Below are 21,162 nucleotides of genomic sequence, written 5' to 3' on the forward strand. Positions count from 1 at the left end.
ATTGGTAATTATTGTGTTCGAACGAGGAATTATTTTCTGCCGGACTTGCGCGATGGGCAAATAGCTACCACGTACAAGCCGAGTTTGCCGGATGAGGGACTTCTTAAGTAAGAGTCGGCAAATGAACGAAAATACTTCTGAGAATACCAATACGGGAACCGGTCATGGGCGCGCTGATGACAACGCGCAAGCTAGGCCGAGCAAAACTGGATGACGACGCATGGCACGTACGCCTGTTAAGATACTTCGCGCCTCAACTCTGCTGATCGCGGCGGTTGTAGCGTCAACGACATTTGCCCAGGAACAGCCGGTCGCAAAGCCGCAACAAAACCTGCCGGCCATCGTCGTGACGAAAGCCTCCACCCGCACGCTCGTCGATCGTGTTGTCGCGACCGGTACGGTTAAGCCAGTCGAGGAAGTCTATATCCAGCCGCAGGTCGAAGGCTTGTCGATCCGTGCGCTCAACGCGGATATCGGCGACAGGGTCCAGGCCGATAGCACGCTGGCGACCCTGAACGACGACGCAATCATCCTGCAGAAAAGCCAGATGCAGGCCACGAAAGCCAAGAACGAGGCGAGCCTTGCCCAGCTTCGCGCACAACTGATTGAAGCAGAGGCTAATGCGGAGCAGGCACGACAGCAGCAGGTCCGCGCCCAGGAAATGGGCAAGAAGGGCACTGTCTCGACGGCAACGGTCGAACAGGCGGATGCCGCTGCAGCTTCCGCCAACGCCCGTGTTGACTCGGCAAAGCAGGCAATCCAGGTAGCCGTCGCGGAGATCAAGGTCACGGAGAGCCAGATCGCGGACGCTGATCTGAAGCTCGCACGCACCGACGTCAAGACGCCGGTCGCCGGTACTGTCGCAGCCAAGAACGCCAGGATCGGAGCGATTGCGCTCGCCACCGGCGATCCGCTTTTCACGGTCATTCGCGATGACGAGATCGAGCTTGTGGCGGAAGTGGGCGAGAGCGAGATTGTGAAGGTTCAACCCGGCCAGAAGGCCACCATCTTGCTCTCTGGTAGTCGCGAAAAGATTAGCGGCTCCGTGCGTCTGGTCTCGCCGACAGTCGATCCGCTCACGCGCCTCGGTTTGGTCCACATTTTGATCGACGATTCCAGCAAGGCGCGTTCGGGTATGTACGGCAGCGCCGACATCGTCGTGCGCACAACGGAAAACGTGGCGCTCCCCGTCTCGGCCGTGCTGTCGGGCAATGAAGGATCCTCGGCCCGTAAGGTCGAGAATAACGTCGTCAAATTTGCCAAGGTCGAAACCGGCATCCAGGACGGAGCCTATGTCGAGATCGTCAATGGATTGAAAGCTGGCGATGAGGTCGTAGCCAAAGCGGGCGCCTATGTCCGTGACGGCGACCGCATCACGCCGGTTCGTGAACAGCCACCGGTTTCCAACTGAGAGACGGCCGATGAACTTTTCAGCCTGGTCTATCCGAAATCCCGTCGCCTCGCTTCTGGCGTTCGCACTTCTGCTTTTCGTCGGCATCCAGTCCTTCAATAGGCTGCCGATCACGCGGTTTCCGAACATTGACGTTCCGCTCGTCTCCATCGTCGTAACGCAGAGCGGCGCTTCGCCGGCCGAGCTCGAGATGCAGGTGACGAAGGAGATCGAGGATGCCGTCGCCAGTATCAACGGCATCGATGAAATCCAATCGACGGTGACGGACGGCCAGTCGCAGACGGTCGTCATGTTCCGCATGGAAGTGCCGACCGAGCAGGCCGTTCAGGACACCAAGGACGCGATCGACCGCATCCGCAGCGACCTGCCTGCCAACGTCGAAGAACCGATCGTCTCGAAGATCGACGTCGAGGGTCAGGCGATCCAGACCTTTGCCGTCTCCTCCCCCGACATGACGCTCGAAGAGCTCTCCTGGTTCGTCGATGATACGGTCAAGCGCGCCCTGCAGGGGCAGGCCGGCATCGGCCGTGTCGACCGTTACGGCGGTGCAGACCGCGAAGTGCGTATCGAGCTCAATCCCGACAAGCTGAACGCCCACGGCATTACCGCGGCAAGCGTGAACCAACAACTGCGCGGCACCAACGTCGACCTCGGCTCCGGCCGTGGCCAGGTGGCAGGCAGCGAACAGGCGATCCGTGTGCTCGGCGACGCCCGCAATGTCGCCGAACTTGCCAACACCACGATCGCATTGCCAAACGGCCGCTTCGTCAAGGTTTCCGATCTCGGCGTCATCAAGGACACCTATCAGGAGCCGAAATCCTTCTCGCGCTTCGATGATACCCCTGTCGTGACCTTCGGCGTCTTCCGCTCGAAGGGTGCCAGTGAGGTCAGCGTCGCCGAAACCGTGGCAAAGAGCCTCGACAAGGTGCGTGCGGAAAACCCGAACGTCGGCATCGAGCTGATCAGCGACTCCGTTTATTTCACCTATGGCAACTATGAAGCGGCCATCGATACGCTGATCGAGGGCGCGCTGCTTGCGATCATCGTTGTCTTCCTCTTCCTCCGGAACTGGCGTGCAACGCTTATCTCGGCCATCGCGCTGCCGTTGTCGGCGATCCCGACTTTCTGGATCATGGACCTGATGGGTTTCTCGCTGAACCTTGTCAGCTTCCTTGCCCTGACGCTCGCGACCGGTATTCTCGTCGATGACGCGATCGTCGAGATCGAGAACATCGCCCGACATATCAAGATGGGCAAGACGCCCTACCGCGCGGCGATCGAGGCGGCAGACGAAATTGGCCTCGCGGTTATCGCGACGACCTTCACGATCATCGCTGTGTTCGTGCCGGTGTCGTTCATGCCTGGCATCCCCGGTCAGTACTTCATTCAGTTCGGCCTGACAGTTGCCTTCTCGGTGTTCTTCTCGCTCATGGTGGCGCGCCTCATCACGCCGATGATGGCCGCATATCTGATGCGCGCGGAAGACGGCATCGAAGACCATCACGACAACGACGGCCTCTTCTTCCGCGGATATACGCGCCTCGTGCGCGCTACGACCCGCCGGTGGTGGACCCGCTATGCGACACTGATTGCGGCGATCGCCTTCCTTGTCGGCTCCGTGATGTTGCTTGCGCAGGTGCCCGGCAGCTTCCTGCCGCCGGAGGACGCATCGCGCATCGTCCTGTCCGTCGAGCTACCGCCGAATGCGACGCTCGACGACACGGAAGCGACCACGAACGCGATCTACAAGGACGTGAAGGATATCGACGGCGTCGAAAGCGTCTTCGTGCTTGGTGGCGCGTCTCCGAAGGGCGACCTCGAACTGCGCCGTGCGACGGTAACGCTCACGCTCCACAAGCTTGACCAGAGGCTTTTAAAGAAGCTGGACGACATGCTCGTTAAGGTCCCGGTCATTGGATCCTATCTGCCCAAGGTGGAACCGAAGGGACGCGTTCGTCCGCAGTGGGATATCGAAAAGGAGGTCTTTGCCAAACTCCATGATATCCCAGACGTTCGCATCCTGAAGCTCAACGATCGCGGCGAACGTGACCTGTCGTTCAACTTCCTCTCCAAGAACGAGAAGGATCTGAACGATGCTGTCGGTATCCTGGAAGCGAAACTGCGAGCCGATCCGCTGCTGGCGAACGTCAGCGCCGAAGGCGCCCTGCCCCGTCCGGAACTCCAGATCCGTCCGCGCAAGGATCAGGCGGCTCGCCTCGGCATCACGCCGCAGCAGATCTCCGAAACCATCCGCGTTGCCACCATCGGCGATATTGATGCGGCGCTCGCCAAGATCAACCTGGACGATCGCCAGATCCCGATCCGCGTGCAGGCCTCGCTCGACATGCGTCGCGATCTTGCCGCCTTGCGGGCAATGAAGATCCAAACGGCAAGCGGCAGCACCGTACCGCTCTCCACTGTCGCCGATATCGACTATTCGGAAGGCGTCAGCTCGATCAAGCGCAACAACCGCTACCGCGTCGTATCGATCGGCTCGGACCTGCCGCAGGGCGTGGCACTCGACACTGCCTCGGCACGGTTCCGCCAGATCGTCAAGGAAGCCAACATTCCGCCGACGGTACAGCTTGCCGAAAGTGGCGACACGAAGGTGCAGACCGAAATGCAGCAGAGCTTCGTCAACGCCATGTTGATGGGCCTGATGCTGGTGCTGACGGTGCTGATCCTCCTCTTCAAGGACGTGATCCAGCCCTTCACCATCCTGTTCTCGCTGCCGCTTGCGATCGGCGGCGTGGCAGTCGGGCTGCTGGTCACCCAGAATCCGCTCTCGATGCCCGTGATGATCGGCATCCTGATGCTGATGGGCATCGTGACGAAGAACGCGATCCTGCTCGTCGACTTCGCCATCGAGATGCGTCATCGCGGCATGGAGCGTGTCGAAGCCATGGTCGAAGCAGGTCGCAAGCGCGCCCGGCCGATCATCATGACGTCTATTGCCATGTCAGCAGGTATGCTCCCATCAGCGCTCGGCGTCGGCGAAGGCGGTTCGTTCCGTGCGCCGATGGCGATTGCGGTGATCGGCGGCATTATCGTGTCGACCGTGCTTTCGCTGGTCGTCGTGCCTTCGTTCTTCCTGATCATGGACGATCTGTCCCGCTTGCTTGCCTGGATGTTCGGTCGTCTCGTGGGCAAGAAGGACAAGGAAGATCTGGCCATGTCCCGCGAAGAACTCACACAAGCGCTGGGTGCGCTCGAGGGCCGGGTAACGGCAATCGAGACCCCGGAAAGCAAGCGCGGCAAATCTGGCAATGTCGTACGCCTGCCGCCGTTCGCGGCAGAGTAGCCGCTCGAGCCAAGAGCCGGGGCAACACCCCGGCTTTTTTATTAGCTGACATTTGATCAAGCTCAAGTTCTGAACCGCGTCTCCCGGTTATCCTTCCAAATATCAGGTAGGGAACGGCACCCGCCGCGCCACAGGGAGAAACAGATGTCCGGAGCTTTTAAACTGAGCAGCGCGCAGCAGGCGATGCTTGGCGGTGCGTTGATCACCTCCAACCTTGACCGACACGAGCGAGACGCTCTGCTGTCCTGCGCGGTGGCGGTGCGCTACGGTCCACAGGATGTTCTCTTCCGTGAACACGAGAAGGCGCACTACTTCTATTGCGTGCTAAGTGGCTACGTCAGGCTCTATCGCGGCTCTGAGGAACGCGAAGCGGATGTCAGCATCTGCGAGCCGGGCGACAGCTTCGGTGAATGCCTGGTGCTTGCCGGCGACGCATACAATTATAGCGCACAGGCGATGGAGCACGTCATCCTCGCCCGCTTTAATCTCGCTGAGGTCAAGGCGTTGCTCGCTCAACACCCGCGGATTGGCAGCGCGATCGCGCGCAGCCTCTCGCGGCATTTGCTGTCGACCATGGAGTGTCTGGCGCGCGATCGCATGCAGACCAGCCAGCAGCGCGTCGCCCACTATCTGCTGACGCATTGTACGAGTGAGGGTGCGCGGGCTTCCCTGCGCCTGCCGTTCCAAAAGCGCCTGCTGGCACGAAAGCTCGGCCTTGCGCCGGAAGCGCTGTCACGTGCCTTCTCCGCCTTGCGCACATCAGGCGTACGCGTCAGCGGCCGCGCCATCGCGATCGAGGATGTCAACGCGCTGAGGCAGGTTTGACTACAGGCCGCCATGTTCCTTCAGGAAGCTGACGATGGAGCTAACGCCATCGCCACGCTTCATGTCGGAGAATACGAAGGGGCGTGCCTGGCGCATCCGTGTCGCGTCGCGGTCCATGACCTCGAGGTCCGCGCCGACATAGGGAGCCAGATCCTTCTTGTTGATGACGAGAAGGTCCGATTTGGTAATACCTGGGCCACCCTTGCGCGGGATTTCCTCGCCCTGGCAAACCGAGATGACGTAGATCGTGATATCAGCCAGATCAGGGGAGAAGGTGGCGGCCAGATTGTCACCGCCCGACTCGATGAAAACTACATCGAGATCGGGAATCCGCTCATTCAGGCCCGCGATGGCCTGCAGATTGATCGTCGCGTCCTCACGGATCGCCGTGTGCGGGCAACCGCCGGTCTCCACGCCAACGATCCGATCCGATGGCAAAGCTTGCATGCGCATGAGCGCCTCGGCATCCTCGGTCGTGTAGATGTCGTTCGTGACGACAGCCACCGAATAGTCGTCGCGCATGGCCTTGCAGAGCTTCTCGGTCAGCGCCGTCTTGCCGGAGCCGACCGGCCCACCGATGCCCACGCGCAAGGGTCCGTTTCCTGATTTCATATTCTGAACTCCAATAACGGCCGATGATAGCGTGCCGCCTGAAGGGCGACCACCGGCAAATGACGCAGGTGGCGACGGCTGGCCGCGCGTCTGCGGACAAGTCACGATCGAAAGAGCCTGGTCGACTGCGTTTCATGGCGCAGCGACATGATGTCGGCCTGGATGGTCGCCGATCCGAGATCGTCGAGTGTTGAAGCTGCCGCCCGCTTCACAACCGAGGTTATGTCGCCTTCAAGCCGCGACAGAATGGCAACGCCATCCTTCTGCCCGGCCACGCCGAGACGGATACCTGCGGAAACTGCCTGCGAGAGATAGGCATGCAGGAATGCCGCAATCGCCTTCTCCAACGCCACCCCATGGGCACCCGCCACGGCACCGATCGCCACCGGGTAGGCCACATGTCGCGGCAATCGATCGAAAACCTCGTCTGGCCACGCACCGGCGGCGGACAGGAACGCATCGCCGAGCAGCATCGCCTCCTGATGACGCTCGCGCGAGCCAGCAAGCGCTTCGGCGAGCTCCGCCAGTTCGCCGAGCCGCTCCGACTGTCGGTGACAGCGGTGGCTCTCGGCAAGGAGAACCACGTCGTTCCATACAGGCCCACGCTCCATCAGGTTCGACGCCCACGCAGCAAGCGAATGAGCATCGGAGACCAGCCGATCATGAACGGCGCGCTCCAAACCGCCTGAATAGGCGAAGGACCCGACGGGGAAAGCTGGCGAAAGCCAGGTCATCATCCTCAACAACGCATGCAGGTCGGCATCATCAGTCATATCGGATCAGTCGTGCGAGTGATGATGATGCGCTTGGTCATGACCGTGCGCATGGCCATGTGAATGATACGCACCACGTGCCGGCTGGAACGGCTCTGCAACTTCGCGGATCGTCGCACCGAGCCCTTCGAGCATGGAGCGGATCACATGATCACGAAGGATAAGGATGCGGTCTTCCTCGATCTGGGCGCCGAGATGCCGATTGCCGAGATGCCAAGCGAGCTCGATCAGGTGCACGCGATCCCTGCCCCTCACCTCGAAGAGCTTCTCGTCTGCGGCTACAATTTCGATGAGCTCGCCATCCTCGAGAACCAACATATCACCACTGGCAAAAAGCACCGGCTCCTTGAGGTCGAGCATGACCATCTCGCCGTTGTCGAGGTGAAGCAGCTTTCGCCGCAAATGCCTCAGGTCGTGCGGCAAAACCACTTTTCCGATGGGGTTCGAGGAAGGCGTGCCCGCAGGCAGGTAGGAAGTAACGCGTTGCATGACGTGTCCAATTCGCTTGAGACTGCGACCATGCAAAATAGCCTGATGCGATGCAAGAAGGAACCTGCCGGAAAGGCATCTGCAGCAGATGTTTGCGCCCGGAATTCCTATGCAGTTCCTACAAAGGCACAGAGAAGTTTTGAAAGCGCGTCCTGGTCGCGATAGGGAAAGGTGTTTCGCACAAGCTCAGGTCCGAGTGCGGGCTGAAGGCTCAAGGCCTCAGTCTGGTACTGCCGACATCGAACTTCGTCACCGTGCAGGGCATAGGCCGCAGCAAGCAAGATAAGCGTTCGCCACGACCTCCATGGAATGTTCTCAAAATCCTCAATTGCAGAACCAAAGCGGCCCTGGTGGAGTCGGATAATTCCCCTGATCACCCAGAACCACACCGGGGGATATTTTGCCAACCTGAAGCATTCACCGATTTCGGCGTCCGCTTGTTCCAGGTCGCCGAGGTAGTGGAGCATTTCCGCGTGATCGGCGCGAATCTGCAGATCGCTGGGCGCAAGGTCGCGCGCCTTGCCATAATGCGATCTGGCCCCGTCGTAGTCGCGTGAAAGCAGATGGACCAGCGCTGCCGCATAGTGGGAAAGGGCGTCATTGTTGTCGATACGCAAGGCGATCCGTGCGATCTCGTCGGCGCGGCGCAGGTGCTCGAAGTCGCCTGTTTGGGCAAAACTGTAAGTCAGGGCAATGGCATAGCTGGCCTGGGCATAAATCATCCCCGGATCCAGTTCCGTTGCCCTCAAGAAGAAAACCTCCGCCTCGGGAAGCATATGCTTGCTATCAAGCATCCTGCCATAGAGGAAGTTTTCGTCGGCCGACCAGGACGACTGTGGTTTCTTGGCGATCATCTCGGATGCTACAAGCAGCACCTTGTCCTGAACCAACGAGCCTATCTCCGCCGCCACCAGTTCAACGACATCGAAATGGTAACTTTCCGGAAGATCGAAAGCTCGCGACCACATCACAGGCGTGGCGTTCGTATGCAGGAATTTGGCGTTTACCCGGAACGGGCCTGCGCCATGAATACCAATCTTGACCGTGTAGTCATACGGGCGAATAGCACTTCCATCCAGTGCGGCGGAAGCGGATCCAACACGCGAGACATCGAGCCAACGCTGCTCGGTAAGAAGGTCTTCAAGGGAGGATACAACCAGTTCCGCCAAGTCCAGCTGCTGCGGGGCCGTTGACGGCGCGGCGGTGATTCTAACTGCGGTCTTTGCGATTGCTCCGTCAGCAGGGCGCGGTCGCTCCTCTTCCACGAAACCGTTGTAACGTGGCTGCCAGTGCCAAACGCGCACGGGTCGATCGATATTCTTTAGAACCCTTTCGCCGCCATCCACAAAATCCGTCCCAGTCCTCTTGGCGATCTGGTGATAGACGCCATCCGTGATGCTTATGCCGCCGGGGAATGCGCTTGCTTCAATGCGAGAGGCAACGTTCACTCCGTCGCCGAATAAGTCGGTACCATCGACCAAAACATCGGCCAGATTGATTCCAATGCGAAGAACTAGGCGCGACCCTTCCCGCTGGCGCATAAGTTCGCCCTGGATTGCAATCGCGCACTCCACTGCACCGTTCACGGAATCAAATACGGCCAAGGTGCCGTCGCCCATGAGTTTGAAAACCCTGCCGCCTTCGCGCTCGACATTCGGCCTTATCAGCTCTTCCTGCATCGCTTTGACTGAAGCTAGGGTCGCCTCCTCGTCAGCCTCCATGAGACGAGAATAGCCGACTACGTCGGTGGCCATGATTGCTGCCAGCCGTCGCTTGAGGGGCGTCCTTGCCATAAGCTCTCCAAGTAACCAGCGATCGCATGAGCGACAATGACAAGCGTAACACAGAACGACGCGGCGAAGCATGATTTCCGCGGTCGCGTGGGACCAACGAGGCCGCGTGGCGCTTATCCGCCGGCTCCAACTTGTCGTTGCAGGCATTCGCTGTGTAATTCCGCGAATTCGTCAGGCCAGCCGCGCCTCATCGCAATCCATGTTCATTGCGTGCGCGGCCACGGCCTCCTCCGGCAAACGTCTGCGCCAACCAGGATGCAGCCCGTCATTCTCATGCACCACGCGATTTCGACCGAGCGCCTTTGCCAGGTAGAGCGCCTTGTCGGCCGCCGAATAAACAGCCTCGTTGCTCCGTGCGGGCTCGAACTCCGCAATACCGGCCGACACAGTCAGTGCGACCACGCAATCTTCGGCAACGACCGGATGCCCGGCCAGGCGGGCGCAGACCGACTGCACTCTCTCGATCCGCTGCTCTTGTGAGCCACCGACAACGATCGCGCCGAACTCTTCACCGCCCAGCCTCGCCGCGACGGAGTGCCCGCCGAAGGCAGCCGCGAGGATGGCGGAGACTGCCACGATGACGGAATCGCCGCAGGCATGGCCGAAGCGATCGTTTATGGCCTTGAACCGGTCGACGTCGAAGATCGCGAGACAGGCATTTCCATCGACCTGCTCCAATGCCTCTGTAAAGGCACGTCGGTTGAGAAGACCTGAAAGCACATCGGTGCGGCTCAACTGCTCGAACTCCGCGCGCGAGACGCTGAGCTGGTGCATCGCGTGACCGGCTATCAGCGACAGCACGCTTGAGACCGCCCCGCCAATAAGCCACGACAGTAACACGCCGTAGACAACACCATGAGCGAGCGGAACAGGCATCAGTCCCGCCCAGTCGAGCGGCGGCAATAGCAGGACAATGACGATCGACGAGAGCGTCACCGCAAGGAAGCTCATCTTGAGAGCAAACACATAAATTGCGCGGCGATCACGAAAATCGCCAAGCTCCGCCTGGAGTGAAATTCTCATGCGAATCGACCTTCTTGCCCGCCGCTAGGCACATTGCTTAGAGGTCAACTCCTGCTGAGTTCTTAAGTGAACTGTTAAAGTTCGAACGAGTTTGGTGAATTGAGCGGCGGTTGAAAGCTGCCCAAAAACGTGACGCTTTCCGCGATCAATCATCCAGTGAGTTTTGAAGCGTAACAATTTGTTTTTACTTGTGTTTTATAACCACAAACAAGGAGAATGTCCTATTACGGAAAGAACGCCTAAAGGTGGAACATACAAAAATAAAAAACAACCCACAGGAGATTCAGTCTTAACACGCGGCTTTAGGAGCCGCCACCTCGCATGCGGCCGCCCCAAACACTCAAAACAAGAAATAGCGCTGCGCCATCGGCAGGACGGTGGCCGGCTCGCAGGTCAGCAACTCGCCATCAGCCCGCACCTCATAGGTCTCCGGATCGACCTCGATGTGCGGCGTCAGGCTGTTGTGAATCATCGACGCCTTGGAAAGGCCGCCGCGGGTGTTCTTCACAGCGACAAGATTTTTAGCGACGCCGAGACGGCCCTTCAGACCCGCATCGAGCGACGCTTGCGAGACGAAGGTGACAGACGAACTGGTTCGCAGCTTGCCGTGGGCGGCAAACATCGGCCGGTAATGCATCGGCTGCGGCGTCGGGATCGAAGCATTCGGATCGCCCATGGGAGCCGCAGCAATCGAACCGCCGAGCAATACCATCTCAGGCTTGACGCCGAAGAAGGCAGGGTTCCACAGAACCAGATCGGCGCGCTTGCCGACTTCGATCGAGCCGATTTCGTGTGAAAGACCTTGCGCGATCGCCGGGTTGATCGTGTATTTCGCAATATAGCGGCGGACGCGGAAGTTGTCGTTCTCGCCCTTCTCTTCCTTCAGGCGGCCGCGCTGACGCTTCATCTTGTCGGCAGTCTGCCAAGTACGGATTGCTACCTCCCCGACACGACCCATGGCCTGGCTGTCGGACGAAATGATCGAGAAGGCGCCGATGTCATGCAGGATGTCTTCCGCCGCGATCGTCTCCTTGCGGATGCGGCTTTCGGCAAATGCGATGTCCTCGGGGATAGACGGTGACAGATGGTGGCAGACCATCAGCATGTCGAGATGCTCGGCGACGGTATTGACCGTGTAGGGCCGCGTCGGGTTGGTCGACGACGGGATGACGTTCGACTGACCGCAGATCTTGATAATGTCAGGAGCGTGGCCACCGCCCGCTCCTTCCGTGTGGAAGGCGTGGATGGTGCGGCCCTTAATGGCGCCGATCGTATCCTCGACAAAGCCGCTTTCATTCAGCGTGTCGGTGTGGATCATCACCTGGATGTCATAGTCGTCGGCGACCGAAAGGCAGCAGTCGATCGCAGCCGGCGTCGTGCCCCAGTCCTCGTGGAGCTTCAGCGACGATGCGCCCGCAAGCACCATCTCTTCGAGTGCGGCGGGCAGCGAGGCGTTTCCCTTGCCGGCAAGCGCAAGGTTCATCGGGAAGCCGTCGAAGCTCTCGATCATCCGCTCGATGTGCCAGGCACCGGTGCAGGTCGTGGCGAGCGTGCCATGCGCCGGGCCGGTGCCGCCGCCCAGCATGCAGGTTACGCCCGACATCAGCGCTTCCTCGATCTGCTGCGGGCAGATGTAGTGAATATGCGCATCCATACCGCCGGCAGTGATGATCTTGCCTTCGCCAGCGATCGCCTCGGTCGAGGGGCCGACGATGATGTTGACGCCGGGTTGCGTATCCGGATTGCCGGCTTTGCCGATCGCCGCGATGCGGCCGTTCTTTAGGCCTATATCGGCCTTGACGACGCCCGTATGGTCGATGATGACGACATTGGTGATGACGGTATCGACAGCACCCTGCGCCCGCGTCGCCTGGCTCTGGCCCATGCCGTCGCGAATGACCTTGCCGCCGCCAAATTTCACCTCTTCGCCATATGTGGTGAAATCCTTCTCGATCTCGATGAAGAGCTCGGTATCGGCGAGGCGCACCTTGTCGCCGGTGGTCGGGCCGAACATGCCGGCATAGGCGGCGCGGGAAATCTTGTAGGGCATATGTCAGGCTCCTTGGGAGGAAGAAAGGGATGCGCTTGCCGGCAGCCGCGTGACGCGGCCAGCGGCGACATAACTATCGACAAGCTGCCGCTCGGCAGCAAAAGGATGCCATTCCCATCCCGCGTGGCCGAAGCCTGCGAGATCGATGGTCGCCTCGGGAAATCTGTTCATCACTTCGGCGATCACGATCATGCCGCTGCTCGGCACGACGTAGGGCGCCGGGTGGTAGGCAGCGAGCGCCTTGTCCACCGCTTCATGAATCACTTTGTCAACGACCACATGCATCTTGCCAACATCAGCACAGAACGCATTGAATTGACTCGTGTAGTCGTCGCAGAAATCGTCGAGCTCGGGATGCGATACGGCCAGCGGCGCTCGCAGTTCCGCGAACTTTTGCGGATCGCGCACGCTCCAGATCGCCGCCGCCTCACGCACGGCTGGATGCTCCCGCCACGCCTCGGAAGCAAGCATTGCCTTGCCCGGCCGCCCGGTATTGCAGACGGCGACGACGTCGGTGCGCCCCGGGCTCGCTTCGTAGGAGCGGCATTCGTTAAAGCGAATAACGAACGCAGCATCCGCCACTGCGGCCGCCGCCTGTGCGCCGATCTCTCCGTTGCCGACGACCATGATCCTGCCAACCATGTCAGTTGCCCATCGTCTCTGCGAGTTCCTTGAGCTGCTTGGTGCGCGCGTCCGTCAACTCTGCAATGCAGCCTGCTACGAGCATCGGCTCCATCGTGCCGCCACGCGCCTGAAAGCCTGCCGCCTCACACTCCGCATCACGGAAATTCACCCATGCGCGCTGCGCCTTCACCAGTGCCTCTTCGGCACCCCGCATATCCGCATCGAGATCCTTGTCGAGTGCTGCGAGAGCCGCGCGCGTGATCTTGTATTGTGCGTTCAGTGCCTTGTCGCCGGTCTGCTGGCGCGCCTGTTCACAAGCCGTCATGTCAGCTTGCGTGACCGGATTTTTGCAATCAAGATCCTCGGCGTTGGCGCCGAAGGCAAAGACCGTCGCAGCGCCGGCGGCCAGAAGGTGCAGGCTCGCACGCATCGTCTGCTCCCGGCCCACTCTAGAGCTTGCCCATGACCAGCTGGCGGAAACCGTAGACTTCGCGCTTGCCGGAGAGAGGGATGAGCGTCACCGAGCGCGTCTGACCGGGCTCGAAACGTACGGCCGTGCCGGCCGGGATATCGAGCCGCATGCCGTGTGCCTTCTCCCGATCGAAAGAGAGACCGGCATTCGTTTCCGCGAAATGATAGTGGCTGCCGACCTGCACGGGGCGATCACCGGTGTTCGAGACCTCAAGCGTCACTGTCGGCGCGCCGAAGTTCAGCTCGATGTCGCCGCTTGCGGCAATGATTTCTCCTGGGATCATGATCTTCTCCTCACGCAGCCTTGATGGGCCCGCAGCCCTCGGCTTTCAGAACGCGCTTTGTTGACGCCGGGTACTTGGCAAGTTTGGCAGCGGGGCGCGCCGGGCGACGCACAAGTTCGCCGCCGCAATTCGGGCAGATGCCGCCGAGAACATCGGCAACGCAATCGGCGCAGAACGTGCATTCGAATGTGCAGATCATTGCCTCAGAACTGTCGGGCGGAAGATCCTTGTCGCAGCATTCGCAATTGGGGCGCAGCTCCAGCATGGGAACCTCAGCGGATCGGTTCGTGGACGGTGACGAGCTTGGTGCCATCAGGAAAGGTTGCCTCGACCTGGACGTCATGGATCATCTCCGCGATGCCTTCCATCACTTGGTCACGGCCGACGACATGAGCCCCCGCCTCCATCAGTTCGGCGACCGGACGCCCGTCACGCGCGCCTTCGACGACGAAATCGGTGATCAACGCGATCGCTTCGGGATGGTTGAGCTTGACGCCCCGTTCCAGCCGCCGCCGCGCGACCATCGCCGCCATCGAAATCAACAGCTTGTCTTTTTCTCTCGGTGTGAGGTTCATCGTGCATCCATCTGCTTCAACTAGAGATTCCAGACTTTCGGCACCGGCGCTCCATCCCGCAAGGCCGAAATGATCGGGATGAGAATTTTTCTCAAGGCAAAACCATCGGGCGCTGAAAGGCGCACGACAAGCTTGCCGGCCCAGCTGCTGGCGCCGCCCATATGGCCCTCAAGCAGCGGGCGCACTGCACCGAGGTAGGCTTCGGCGCGCGGCCCTACATACAGCAGCGTTGCAAACGCGACCTTGCCTGACAGCACGGCATCGGCACCGGCAAACATTGCAACATTTCCCTGCAGCGCCAGGTCCTCGGCGTGGCAGAGCCGGCCTGCCTTGCGAATACGCCAGCGGTCGCGAAAGAGGCCGCTCTCCACCGCCTCCCCCATCGCCTTCCGGCCAAGCAGGATGGCCTCGACGGCCAGGAATTCGGCATCATCATCGAGATCAACGTCGAGCTTTCGAAACAGCGATGAACGATCGAACAGGATGGTTTCCTGCGGCAACCAGTCCACCCGGGCGTTTGCGCCCGCGGTAATGCTAGTGTTGACCTCAGCCGTTCCTGCCGATGCCTTGTAGATCTTCTCGCAGGCCTGCGTGGTGACGTCGATGCGGGCGCCGGGACCAGCCGTAACGCTCCAGTTCATTCGGTCGCCGCCGGTGAGGCCGCCCGCGGTATTGATGATGACGGCTTCCATGGAGGAATCGAACGTATCCGGAAGCCGGATCTTGCCCGCTCCTTCCTGGTAGAGTTCCTGCAGGCGCGTACGCCCGTCGAGCATCCTCGCAGCCAGATGCCCGCGCCCCTCGGCTCTCTGCGGTCTCGTAGCTGCCGCCGCGTTCGTCATTCCGTCCCTTCCCAATGGACCGCCGGTTGACCCCGGCCGTTTTCATTGAAGTCACTAACTTGCAGAAAGCAAGCAATTCCCGTGCCGCTCCGACACACTCACCACGATCGGACCGGCGGCAACGAGATCCTTCAGAAACTGCCGAGGAAAACAGCATCTGCCCAACAGATAACCACTGGATCATACAGTCAAATGACGACGCGCTTCCGGCGTATCGAGCGTTTCCGCAAGCCCCTCGTGAACGATCTCGCCGCGATCCATGATGTAGACGTAATCGGCAAGTTCGCGGCAGAAATCGAGATACTGTTCCACCAGCAGGATCGCCATCCCGGCACTGTCGCGCAGATACCGGATTGCCCGGCCGATGTCCTTGATGATCGACGGCTGGATGCCCTCGGTCGGCTCGTCGAGCACGAGGATCTTCGGCCGCGTTACCATCGCCCGGCCGATCGCCAGCTGCTGCTGCTGTCCGCCGGAAAGGTCGCCGCCGCGACGTCCAAGCATGGTCTGCAGCACAGGAAACAGGCTGAAGATATCGTCGGGAATATTCTTGCTGCCCCGTGAAAGCGGCGCAAAGCCGGTCTCGAGATTTTCTTTTACCGTCAGCAACGGAAAGATCTCACGCCCCTGCGGCACATAGCCGATGCCCTGCTTGGCGCGCGCATAGGGCGGCAGGCCGTTGAGCCTGGTGTCGTTGAACGTCACCGTTCCCGCCGACAGCGGATGCTGGCCGGTAACGGCGCGGAGAAGAGAACTCTTGCCCACGCCGTTACGCCCTAGCACGCAAGTGATCTTGCCCATTTCCGCCTTGATGGAAATGCCGCGCAGCGCCTGGGCGGCGCCATAGTGAAGGTTTGCATTTTCGACTGTCAGCATCTCAGCGCCCCAGATAATTCTCGATCACCTTCGGATCGGAGCTCACGAAATCGATCGATCCTTCGGCCAGCACCGAACCTTCGGCAAGGCAGGTCACCTTGACGCCGAGATCGCGGATGAAGCCCATGTCATGCTCCACGACGACGACCGAGCGGGTCTTGGCGATCTCCTTGAGGAGGATCGCCGTTTCCGCGGTTTCGGCGTCCGTCATGCCGGCGACCGGCTCATCGACCAACAAAAGCTTCGGTTCCTGCGCCAGAAGCATGCCGATCTCCAGCCACTGCTTCTGGCCGTGCGAGAGGTTGGCGGCGAGTTCGTCGCGCCGATGCGTCAGCCGCACGGTCTCAAGGATCTCCTCGATGCGAGCCCTGTCTTCCGCGGAGAGCCGGTAGAACAGCGTCGAGAAGACATCGCGCTTGCGGTTCAAGGCGAGTTCGAGGTTGTCCCACACCGTGTGACTTTCGAAGACCGTCGGTTTCTGGAACTTGCGACCAATCCCGAGCTGCGCGATGTCGGCCTCGTCGAGTTTGGTGAGATCGGTCTGCCCGTTGAAGAACACCTCGCCTTCATCCGGTCGCGTCTTGCCGGTGATGATGTCCATCATCGTTGTCTTGCCGGCACCATTCGGGCCGATGATGGCCCGAAGTTCGCCGGGCTCGATGACGATCGAGAGCGAGTTCAGTGCCTTGAAGCCGTCGAAGGAAACCGAGACGTTGTTGAGATAGAGAACGCTGTTTGGTTTGACGTCAGGGATCATGTTCGCTTACTCCGCCGGCTGGATTTTTGCATCGATACCCTCTTCCTGAAGCGCGGGCGGGGTCGCCTCCGTCTTCGGCTTGCGGCGCGTGAAGTACTGGCCGATGGTCCCGACGATCCCCTTTGGCAGGAACAGCGTGACGAGCACGAAGAGACCGCCAAGCGCGAACAGCCAGAACTCGGGGAAAAGGCCCGTGAAGATCGTCTTGCCGCCGTTGACCAGAATGGCGCCGATGATCGGCCCGATCAGCGTCGAGCGACCGCCGACTGCCGTCCAGATGACCACTTCGATCGAGTTGGCCGGCGCGAATTCGCCGGGGTTGATGATGCCGACCTGCGGCACGTAAAGCGCACCGGCAATGCCCGCCATCATCGCGGAGACGACAAAGGTGAAGAGCTTGAAGTGCTCGACGCGGTAGCCGAGGAAGCGCGTGCGGCTTTCCGCATCACGCACGCCGACCAGCACCTTGCCGAACTTCGAGCGGACGATGGCGGAGGCAATCATGAGCGACAGTGCAAGGAAGATGGCGGTCGCTGCAAACAGCGCAGCACGCGTGCCATCAGCCTGAACGTTAAAGCCGAGAATTTCCTTGAAGTCGGTCATGCCGTTGTTGCCGCCGAAGCCCATGTCGTTTCTGAAGAAGGCGAGCAGCAGCGCGTAGGTCATCGCCTGCGTGATGATCGACAGGTAGACGCCGTTGACGCGTGAGCGGAAGGCGAACCAGCCGAACACGAAGGCCAGCAGTCCCGGCACCAGCAGAACCATCAGCGCCGCGAACCAGAACTTGTCAAAGCCGTACCAGAACCACGGCAGTTCCTTCCAGTTCAGGAACACCATGAAATCCGGAAGGATCGGGTCGCCATAGACGCCGCGCGAGCCGATCTGTCGCATCAGATACATGCCCATCGCATAGCCGCCGAGCGCGAAAAAGGCGCCGTGGCCGAGTGAGAGAATGCCGCAGAAGCCCCAGACAAGGTCGAGCGCCAGCGCCAGCAGGGCGTAGGTGAGATACTTGCCGAACAGCGCCATGATATAGGTCGGGATATGCAGCGGATTGGTCGGCGCGGTCATCAGGTTGAGAACCGGCACCAGCACGGCGACTGCAAGCAGAATGACGATCGCAGCGACGATCTTATGGTCGAGAGACCGAAGCAGGAAGGCCGTAATCATGCTTCCACCGCCCTTCCTTTGAGTGCGAAGAGCCCACGCGGACGCTTCTGGATGAACAGAATGATGAGGACGAGCACCAGTATCTTGCCGAGCACGGCGCCGGCGAAGGGCTCGAGGAACTTGTTGAGGACACCGAGCGACAGCGCACCGACGAGCGTGCCCCAGAGATTGCCCACGCCACCGAAGACCACGACCATGAAGCTGTCGATGATGTAGCTCTGCCCGAGGTTAGGCGACACGTTGTCGATCTGGCTGAGCGCGACGCCCGCTATGCCGGCAATGCCGGAGCCGAGCGCGAAGGTGAATGCATCGACCCAGCCGGTGCGGATGCCCATCGACGAGGCCATGCGGCGGTTCTGCGTAACCGCGCGCATCTGCAGGCCGAAGGCCGAGCGCTTCAGGAGAACGAGCAGCGCAAAGAACACAGCCATCGAGAAAACGATGATCCAGAGGCGGTTCCAGGTGATCGAGAGCCCGCCCAGTTCAAATGCGCCGGACATCCAGCTTGGATTGCGCACCTCGCGATTCGTCGGGCCGAAGATCGTGCGAACCGCCTGCTGCAGGATCAGCGACGCGCCCCAGGTGGCGAGCAGCGTTTCGAGCGGCCGGCCATAGAGATAACGGATGACGACCCGCTCGATGACAAGACCGACAAAGCCGGTGAAGACGAAAGCCGCCGGCACGGAGAAGGCCAGCGAATAGTTTCCGAGTTCGGGAAATGCGGAGCTGATGTACTCCTGCACGACGTACGTCGTGTAAGCGCCGATCATCACCATTTCGCCATGCGCCATGTTGATGACGCCCATGACGCCGAAGGTAATGGCAAGGCCGATCGCGGCCAGCAGCAGCACCGAGCCAAGCGACAGCCCGTACCAGACGTTCTGCCCGACATCCCAAAGCGCCAGGCTGCGGTTGATCGCGTTGACATGGGTCTGGATAGCACCCTTCAGTTCCTCAGGCGCGGTCGCCATCGCGGAATTCAGGATGGTCAGCGCATCGCGCCCGCCGCGCGCAGCGACCGTATCGATCGCGGCCTTCTTCTCTTCGGCGCTGACATCGCTCTTCAGAACCATGACAGCGCGCGCCGCTTCCATCGCATTTTTGACCTCGGCGTCGTTTTCTTCAGCCAGCGCCGAGGTGAGGAGGTCAAGATTTGACGGATCGGCGTCCTTGAGCAGTCCTTGGGCTGCCGCAAGCCGCGCGCCCCGATCCGCGCTCAGGAGCGTCAGCTGGCTGGTGGCGGTGGCAATCACCGTACGCAGCGAGTTGTTGATCTTGACCTTGGACATATAGTCCGGATCGACGTCGGAAACGACCGCGCCTGATATCGGGTCGGCATAGGTCGGCTCATCCTCGGTGCCGCCCTGCACCAGCACAGGACCGCCGGTCTCGGAATTCACGTAAAGCTGACCATCGCTCAGCAACTGCAGGATCTCGCCGACACGCGGGTCCTTGGAGGCGACCAGTGCCTTGATCGCGGCTTCGCGCTCAGGGAAATCGCCGACGCCAAGCGCATCGATAAGGGGGTGAATGTCTTGCTGTGCCTTGAGCGCGGTCGCAAAAGCCGGCATGGCCAGGCATAGGGTCAAAAGCAAAATCTTGATGGCGCGATACATCGGCTCTCTTGCCTCGGTTATCGTTGGCCTTCCGGCGCAATCGGGAAAAATAAGCCCTTAAATCGGCATCGATCCACCATGGAACCGCCGCCGTCCGAAGCATCAAGGCTGCGCTCCGGAGATGGACCTTCCGCCCGGACAGGAGAGACCGGGCGGAAGTCTTCAGGCGTCAGAGTGACGGGGTGGTTCGCACTCAGGAGCCCTTGCCGCCGCACTTGCCCGAGGCAACGTTGAAGTTGCCGCAGTTCATGGGCTTGCGCCAATCGGAGATCAGGTCCTTGGAGTCCGGCAGGAAGTCGGACCATTCGTCGCCAACGACCGCCGGGGTCTGCTGAACGATTTCGAACTGGCCGTTCGCCTGGATTTCACCGATCAGAACCGGCTTGGTGATGTGGTGGTTCGGCATGACGGTCGCATAGCCGCCCGACAGGTTCGGAACCGTGGTGCCGATGATCGAGTCGAGAACCTTGTCCGTGTCGGTCGTGCCGGCAGCCTGAACAGCCTTAACCCATGCGTTGAAGCCGATATAGGCAGCTTCCATCGGGTCGTTGGTCACGCGCTTGTCGTTCTTGGTGAACTCGTGCCACTGTTTGATGAACTTCTTGTTCGCCGGGCTTTCGACCGACTCGAAGTAGTTCCAGGCAGCGAGGTGACCGACGAGCGGCTTGGTGTCGAGACCGGCAAGCTCTTCTTCACCGACCGAGAAGGCGACGACGGGAATGTCGGTTGCCTTGACGCCCTGGTTGCCGAGTTCCTTGTAGAACGGAACGTTGGCGTCACCGTTGATGGTCGAGACCACCGCCGTCTTCTTGCCGGCCGCGCCGAATTCCTTGATCTTCTTCACTTCCGTCTGCCAGTCGGAGAAGCCGAACGGCGTGTAGTTGATGATGATGTCTTCCTTCGGAATGCCCTTCGAGACGAGATAGGCTTCCAGGATCTTGTTGGTGGTGCGCGGATAGACGTAGTCGGTGCCTTCGAGAACGAAGCGCTTAACGCCTTCCTTTTCCATCAGGTAGTCGACGGCCGGAATCGCCTGCTGGTTCGGAGCGGCACCCGTGTAGAAGATGTTGCGCGAGGACTCTTCGCCTTCATACTGAACCGGGTAGAAGAGGATCGAGTTGAGCTCTTCGAAGACCGGCAGGACCGACTTGCGCGACGAGGACGTCCAGCAACCGAAGACGGCCGCGACCTTGTCCTTTTCGATCAGCTCGCGTGCCTTTTCGGCAAACAGCGGCCAGTCGGAGGCCGGGTCGACGACGACAGCTTCGAGCTTCTTGCCGAGAAGGCCGCCCTTCTTGTTCTGCTCGTCGATGAGCATCAGCATGGCGTCTTTCAGCGTCGTTTCGGAGATCGCCATCGTGCCGGACAGCGAGTGCAGAACGCCGACCTTGATGGTGTCGTCAGCCGCAACGGCTCCGTGGAATGCGGCCGTGGCCGACATGACGGCGCCGAGTGCGGCGCCCGTGATATAGGACTTGAGATTCATCTGGTTGATCCCCTCTTCTTGTTAGACAACAGGCCGAAAACGGAAGTTAACTGTTGCTTAAAGGACTATCCGGTGCTGCACTGCGAAAGCGTATACGTGATATGACGTAGGTGACGGGGCGAAATGTGCAGTTCTGTGCTGCGCCGCACTCTTAAGCCTCGCGTGGTTCCATGTTACGAACGCA

General features: G+C 60.4%; 20 protein-coding genes. 3 read left to right on the forward strand and 17 right to left on the reverse strand.

The window, feature by feature from the left end:
• Positions 1–220 precede the first annotated feature (220 nt).
• From AS026_RS37995 to AS026_RS38005, 3 genes are all read left to right on the forward strand, one after another.
• Positions 221–1,411, forward strand: a complete 1,191-nt coding sequence (locus tag AS026_RS37995) for an efflux RND transporter periplasmic adaptor subunit (RefSeq protein ID WP_018116918.1) — start codon at positions 221–223, stop codon at positions 1,409–1,411.
• A gap of 10 nt (positions 1,412–1,421) precedes the next feature.
• Positions 1,422–4,712, forward strand: a complete 3,291-nt coding sequence (locus tag AS026_RS38000; protein ID WP_018116917.1) for an efflux RND transporter permease subunit — start codon at positions 1,422–1,424, stop codon at positions 4,710–4,712.
• A gap of 144 nt (positions 4,713–4,856) precedes the next feature.
• On the forward strand, positions 4,857–5,537 hold the full coding sequence (locus tag AS026_RS38005) for a Crp/Fnr family transcriptional regulator (RefSeq protein ID WP_062376268.1): 681 nt from the start codon (positions 4,857–4,859) through the stop codon (positions 5,535–5,537).
• On the opposite strand, the gene ureG is transcribed toward AS026_RS38005, so the two are convergent.
• The 17 genes from ureG to urtA all read right to left on the reverse strand — a co-directional run bounded on the left by ureG (position 5,538) and on the right by urtA (position 20,978).
• Positions 5,538–6,149: an urease accessory protein UreG gene (ureG, locus tag AS026_RS38010; RefSeq protein WP_025660122.1), complete on the reverse strand. Its 612-nt coding sequence runs from the start codon at positions 6,147–6,149 to the stop codon at positions 5,538–5,540.
• 101 nt (positions 6,150–6,250) lie between these two features.
• On the reverse strand, positions 6,251–6,922 hold the full coding sequence (locus tag AS026_RS38015; protein WP_062376270.1) for an urease accessory protein UreF: 672 nt from the start codon (positions 6,920–6,922) through the stop codon (positions 6,251–6,253).
• Between the two features lie 6 nt (positions 6,923–6,928).
• Positions 6,929–7,411 (reverse strand): urease accessory protein UreE, encoded by a 483-nt coding sequence (ureE, locus tag AS026_RS38020; protein WP_018858239.1) that lies wholly within the window; start codon positions 7,409–7,411, stop codon positions 6,929–6,931.
• Between the two features lie 107 nt (positions 7,412–7,518).
• Complete coding sequence (locus AS026_RS38025; RefSeq protein ID WP_245307755.1) at positions 7,519–9,276, reverse strand: adenylate/guanylate cyclase domain-containing protein; 1,758 nt, start codon at positions 9,274–9,276, stop codon at positions 7,519–7,521.
• A gap of 99 nt (positions 9,277–9,375) precedes the next feature.
• Complete coding sequence (locus tag AS026_RS38030; protein WP_062376274.1) at positions 9,376–10,227, reverse strand: GGDEF domain-containing protein; 852 nt, start codon at positions 10,225–10,227, stop codon at positions 9,376–9,378.
• A gap of 340 nt (positions 10,228–10,567) precedes the next feature.
• A complete protein-coding gene (ureC, locus tag AS026_RS38035; protein ID WP_062376276.1) occupies positions 10,568–12,277 on the reverse strand; it encodes an urease subunit alpha in 1,710 nt (569 codons plus the stop codon).
• 3 nt (positions 12,278–12,280) lie between these two features.
• Positions 12,281–12,904, reverse strand: coding sequence for a hypothetical protein (locus AS026_RS38040; protein ID WP_062376305.1), 624 nt, complete (start codon positions 12,902–12,904; stop codon positions 12,281–12,283).
• 16 nt (positions 12,905–12,920) lie between these two features.
• Complete coding sequence (locus tag AS026_RS38045; protein WP_025660117.1) at positions 12,921–13,331, reverse strand: lysozyme inhibitor LprI family protein; 411 nt, start codon at positions 13,329–13,331, stop codon at positions 12,921–12,923.
• Positions 13,332–13,350: 19 nt separating this feature from the next.
• The gene (locus AS026_RS38050; protein WP_025660116.1) at positions 13,351–13,656 is read right to left on the reverse strand and encodes an urease subunit beta; all 306 of its coding nucleotides are present in this window, start codon (positions 13,654–13,656) and stop codon (positions 13,351–13,353) included.
• Positions 13,657–13,666: 10 nt separating this feature from the next.
• Positions 13,667–13,921 carry a DUF1272 domain-containing protein gene (locus tag AS026_RS38055; protein ID WP_018858232.1) on the reverse strand — a complete coding sequence of 85 codons (255 nt, stop codon included), beginning with the start codon at positions 13,919–13,921 and terminating at the stop codon, positions 13,667–13,669.
• Between the two features lie 7 nt (positions 13,922–13,928).
• Entirely contained in the window at positions 13,929–14,231 is a 303-nt protein-coding gene (locus AS026_RS38060) for an urease subunit gamma (RefSeq protein ID WP_018858231.1), read from the reverse strand.
• Positions 14,232–14,251: 20 nt separating this feature from the next.
• Complete coding sequence (locus tag AS026_RS38065) at positions 14,252–15,073, reverse strand: urease accessory protein UreD (protein ID WP_062376278.1); 822 nt, start codon at positions 15,071–15,073, stop codon at positions 14,252–14,254.
• A gap of 180 nt (positions 15,074–15,253) precedes the next feature.
• Complete coding sequence (gene urtE, locus AS026_RS38070; protein WP_018858229.1) at positions 15,254–15,949, reverse strand: urea ABC transporter ATP-binding subunit UrtE; 696 nt, start codon at positions 15,947–15,949, stop codon at positions 15,254–15,256.
• A gap of 1 nt (position 15,950) precedes the next feature.
• Positions 15,951–16,706 carry an urea ABC transporter ATP-binding protein UrtD gene (gene urtD / locus AS026_RS38075; protein ID WP_018858228.1) on the reverse strand — a complete coding sequence of 252 codons (756 nt, stop codon included), beginning with the start codon at positions 16,704–16,706 and terminating at the stop codon, positions 15,951–15,953.
• A gap of 6 nt (positions 16,707–16,712) precedes the next feature.
• Positions 16,713–17,876, reverse strand: a complete 1,164-nt coding sequence (urtC, locus tag AS026_RS38080) for an urea ABC transporter permease subunit UrtC (protein WP_062376280.1) — start codon at positions 17,874–17,876, stop codon at positions 16,713–16,715.
• A complete protein-coding gene (gene urtB, locus AS026_RS38085) occupies positions 17,873–19,492 on the reverse strand; it encodes an urea ABC transporter permease subunit UrtB (protein ID WP_062376282.1) in 1,620 nt (539 codons plus the stop codon). Before urtB ends, urtC begins: the two co-directional genes overlap by 4 nt.
• A gap of 193 nt (positions 19,493–19,685) precedes the next feature.
• Positions 19,686–20,978: an urea ABC transporter substrate-binding protein gene (gene urtA, locus AS026_RS38090; protein ID WP_025660111.1), complete on the reverse strand. Its 1,293-nt coding sequence runs from the start codon at positions 20,976–20,978 to the stop codon at positions 19,686–19,688.
• Between the last annotated feature and the right edge of the window lie 184 nt (positions 20,979–21,162).

The sequence above is a fragment of the Rhizobium altiplani genome (assembly GCF_001542405.1).
Classification (GTDB): Bacteria; Pseudomonadota; Alphaproteobacteria; order Rhizobiales; family Rhizobiaceae; genus Rhizobium; species Rhizobium altiplani.